Annotated in this window: 5 protein-coding genes; 4 read left to right on the plus strand and 1 reads right to left on the minus strand. The window is 72.4% G+C overall.

The window, feature by feature from the left end:
* Positions 1–172: 172 nt before the first annotated feature.
* Positions 173–880 (plus strand): signal peptidase I, encoded by a 708-nt coding sequence (locus IRQ30_RS23005; RefSeq protein ID WP_193615145.1) that lies wholly within the window; start codon positions 173–175, stop codon positions 878–880.
* Positions 877–1236 carry an Hpt domain-containing protein gene (locus IRQ30_RS23010; protein WP_193609839.1) on the plus strand — a complete coding sequence of 120 codons (360 nt, stop codon included), beginning with the start codon at positions 877–879 and terminating at the stop codon, positions 1234–1236. The genes IRQ30_RS23005 and IRQ30_RS23010 overlap by 4 nt, the downstream gene beginning before the upstream one ends.
* Before the next feature lie 27 nt (positions 1237–1263).
* On the opposite strand, the gene IRQ30_RS23015 is transcribed toward IRQ30_RS23010, so the two are convergent.
* Positions 1264–1995 carry a response regulator transcription factor gene (locus IRQ30_RS23015; protein WP_193615146.1) on the minus strand — a complete coding sequence of 244 codons (732 nt, stop codon included), beginning with the start codon at positions 1993–1995 and terminating at the stop codon, positions 1264–1266.
* 135 nt (positions 1996–2130) lie between these two features.
* On the opposite strand from IRQ30_RS23015, the gene IRQ30_RS23020 reads away from it, so the two are divergent.
* Positions 2131–2595 (plus strand): hypothetical protein, encoded by a 465-nt coding sequence (locus IRQ30_RS23020; RefSeq protein WP_193615147.1) that lies wholly within the window; start codon positions 2131–2133, stop codon positions 2593–2595.
* 93 nt (positions 2596–2688) lie between these two features.
* Positions 2689–2854, plus strand: a 166-nt coding sequence (locus IRQ30_RS24405) for a DUF2510 domain-containing protein (RefSeq protein ID WP_193615148.1), incomplete at its 3' end; no start/stop codon positions are given.

Here is a 2854-nt window from a genome sequence, read left to right on the forward strand (position 1 = left end):
AACGCCGCCGCCGCCAACCTGCGCCTGACCCTCACCCTGCCCGAGGCCGCCGACAACACCTTCCAGGGCCTCTCCAACACCGTCGCCTTCACCTTCGACGCCACCCAGCGCGCCGCCCAGGCCAAGTAGTCCGCAAGCCCGTCCCGTCCGCCGCCACGACCAGGAGCCACCCGTGAGCATCGCCGTCACCACCCCCATCGTCGTGGGCCGCCACCGCGCGGCGCCCGTCGCGGCCCCTCGTCCGGCCCCTCGCCCGGCCCCGTCCGTGACGAGCCCGGTGCGTGGCCCCGGCGGCCCCGAGCGGGCGCCGCAGCGCCGGCGCGCGTGGCGTCGGGTGGCCAACGCGGTGATGAGCCTGGCGATGGTCGGCAGCTTCGTGATGTTCCTGTTCCTCGCCGTGGGCCCCCACGTCCTCGGCTACCGCACCTCGACCATGCTCACCGGCTCGATGGAGCCCGGGATCATGCCCGGTGACGTGGTGGTCACGGCCGAGCGCCCGGCCGCCGACGTCCGGGTCGGCGACGTGATCAGCTACCAGATCCCCATCGAGGACCACCGCGTCGAGACCCACCGGGTCACCGAGGTCGTCACCGCCAAGGACGGCACGATCAGCATCCGCACCCAGGGCGACGCCAACAGCAACGTCGACCCTTGGACCGCGATCCTCGAGGAGGACACCGTCTGGGAGGTCCAGGCGGTCGTCCCCGAGCTGGGCAACGTCATCCAGACGATGCGCTCGCCCGTGGTGCACCACGTCGTGAAGTGGGTGGCGCTCGGCGGGCTGATCCTGATGGGTCTGGCCACCATCTGGTCCCGCTCCGAGGACGACGAGCAGGACGGCGGGCAGGACGACGAGAGCGGCGAGGGCGCTCGCGGATGAGCGTCCTGGACACCTCGAGCCTCGAGCGCCTGGCGCGCGACGTGTCCTCGTGGCCGTTCGTGGTCACCTTCGCCCAGAAGTACCAGCGGCTGCTGCCCGAGCGGGTCCGCCGCGTCATCGCGGCGATCACCGACGGCGACCTGGACCAGGCGCTCGACGCGGCGCTGTCGCTGCGCGTCTCGTCGTCGTTCGTCGGGGCGTCCGAGCTGGTCGAGATCGCCCGCCGCCTCGAGACACACCTGCGCACCGGCGACCTGGCGGCGGCGCGGCTGCCCCTCGGGCTCATCCCCGAGGCGGCCCACCGCACCGAGCGCGCCCTGGCGGCGTACCTCAGCAGCCTCGCCGACCGCGCCTGAGGGCGGTCGGAGCGGGGGAGGACCGGCTCAGCGGGCTTCCATGCGGTAGCCGACCCCGCGCACGGTGTGGACCAGCGACGAGGCGTCGCCGAGCTTGCGGCGCAGGTTGCCGACGTGGACCTCGACGAGATGGGTGTCCGTGGCCCAGTCGGTGCCCCAGACCGAGCGCAGCAGCGCCTCGCGGGTCCAGACCCGGGCGGGGGTGCGCATCAGCTCGGTGAGCAGGTCGAACTCGGTGCGGGTGAGCGAGAGCTCCGTGCCGCCCTTGAAGGCGCGCCGGCCGTCCACGTCGACCTTCAGCGGACCGTGGTCGAGCACCTCGTTGCTCAGGGCCGGCGGCGCCGCGGAGGTGGCCTCGGCCTCGGAGGACGCGGTCGTGCGCCGGGGGCGACGGAACAGGGCGTTGACGCGCGCCTGCAGCTCCCGGGGGCTGAACGGCTTGGAGAGGAAGTCGTCGGCGCCGGTCTCGAGACCGATGAGGCGGTCGATCTCCTCGTCGCGGGCGGTGATCATGACGATGTAGACGTCGCTGGTCTCGCGTATGCGCCGGCAGGTCTCGATGCCGTCGATGCCGGGGAGACCCAGGTCGAGGGTGACCAGGTCCGGGTCGAAGGTGCCCACGGCCTCGACGCCGGCCAGGCCGGTGTCGACCGACCGCACCTCGAACCCCTGGCTGGTCAGCGTGAACTCGATGAGCGAGCGGACATCCTCGTCGTCCTCGACCACCACGGCGCGGCGTTCGTTCCCGGGAGCACTCATGGAGCGGACTATGCCAGACCTTGAGGATTTCCAGAGGTCGCCCCCGGCGCCCCTTGAGGCCGTCCGGCCAGACTGGTGCTTCACGATGAATCACGTCCCCACCCCCGCACGACCCACCCGCTCTGGAGCCTCCTGATGTCTCGGTCCGACACCCTGCGCCGCGCAGTGTCGTTGACCCTGGCGGTGCTCTGCCTCATGGTCGTGCCGCAGGTGGCCTTCGCGCGCTTCACGGCGACGAAGGCGCCCGCGGTGCAGGTGGGCGTGGCCAAGCTCGTGACCCCCACGGCGGTGACCGGCAGCTACTCGTGCCGGACGGGCTTCTTCACCGAGGGGCTCGACGTCAACGTCACCGGCTTCTCCGACAACGGGCAGCCGTCGGGCGTCTCCTACACCTCGACGCTCTACCGCGGAACGACGCAGCGCGCGACCAGGACCTCGACGTCCGAGGCGGTGTCGCTGAGCACGGGGCTGCAGCTCATCGACTCCGGCAACACCTCCTACCGGGTCACGATCGTGACCAGGCTCGGCGGGTGGACGGCACCGGAGTACTCCCGGACGATCAGCTGCGGCTTCAACCTGCCGAGCAGCGGCTCTCTCTGAGCCGTGCTCCGCCCCGCGCCCGGTGCAGCGCGGCGGGCTCTCGGCGTGGAATGATTCGGCGGCAGCCCGCCGACGTCCCGCCGAGGAGAACCCATGAGCGACCCGAACCAGCCCAGCACCCCCGCCGGGTGGTATCCCGACGGTCAGGGTGGACAGCGATGGTGGGACGGCACCCGGTGGACCGAGCACACGATGCCCGCTCCTGGCGCGACGCCGCCCTCCCCGCCGGCCGCGCCGGCGCAGCCCGAGCGGCCGGCTG

Origin of the sequence: Nocardioides lijunqiniae, from assembly GCF_015024225.1 — a bacterium.
GTDB lineage: Bacteria > Actinomycetota > Actinomycetes > Propionibacteriales > Nocardioidaceae > Nocardioides > Nocardioides lijunqiniae.

What these genes read in the sequence shown, in the direction of transcription:
- IRQ30_RS23010 (WP_193609839.1), top strand. Translation starts at nt 877, where the DNA reads ATGAGCGTCCTGGACACCTCGAGCCTCGAGCGCCTGGCGCGCGACGTG.
- IRQ30_RS23015 (WP_193615146.1), bottom strand. Translation starts at nt 1,995, where the DNA reads ATGAGTGCTCCCGGGAACGAACGCCGCGCCGTGGTGGTCGAGGACGAC.
- IRQ30_RS23020 (WP_193615147.1), top strand. Translation starts at nt 2,131, where the DNA reads ATGTCTCGGTCCGACACCCTGCGCCGCGCAGTGTCGTTGACCCTGGCG.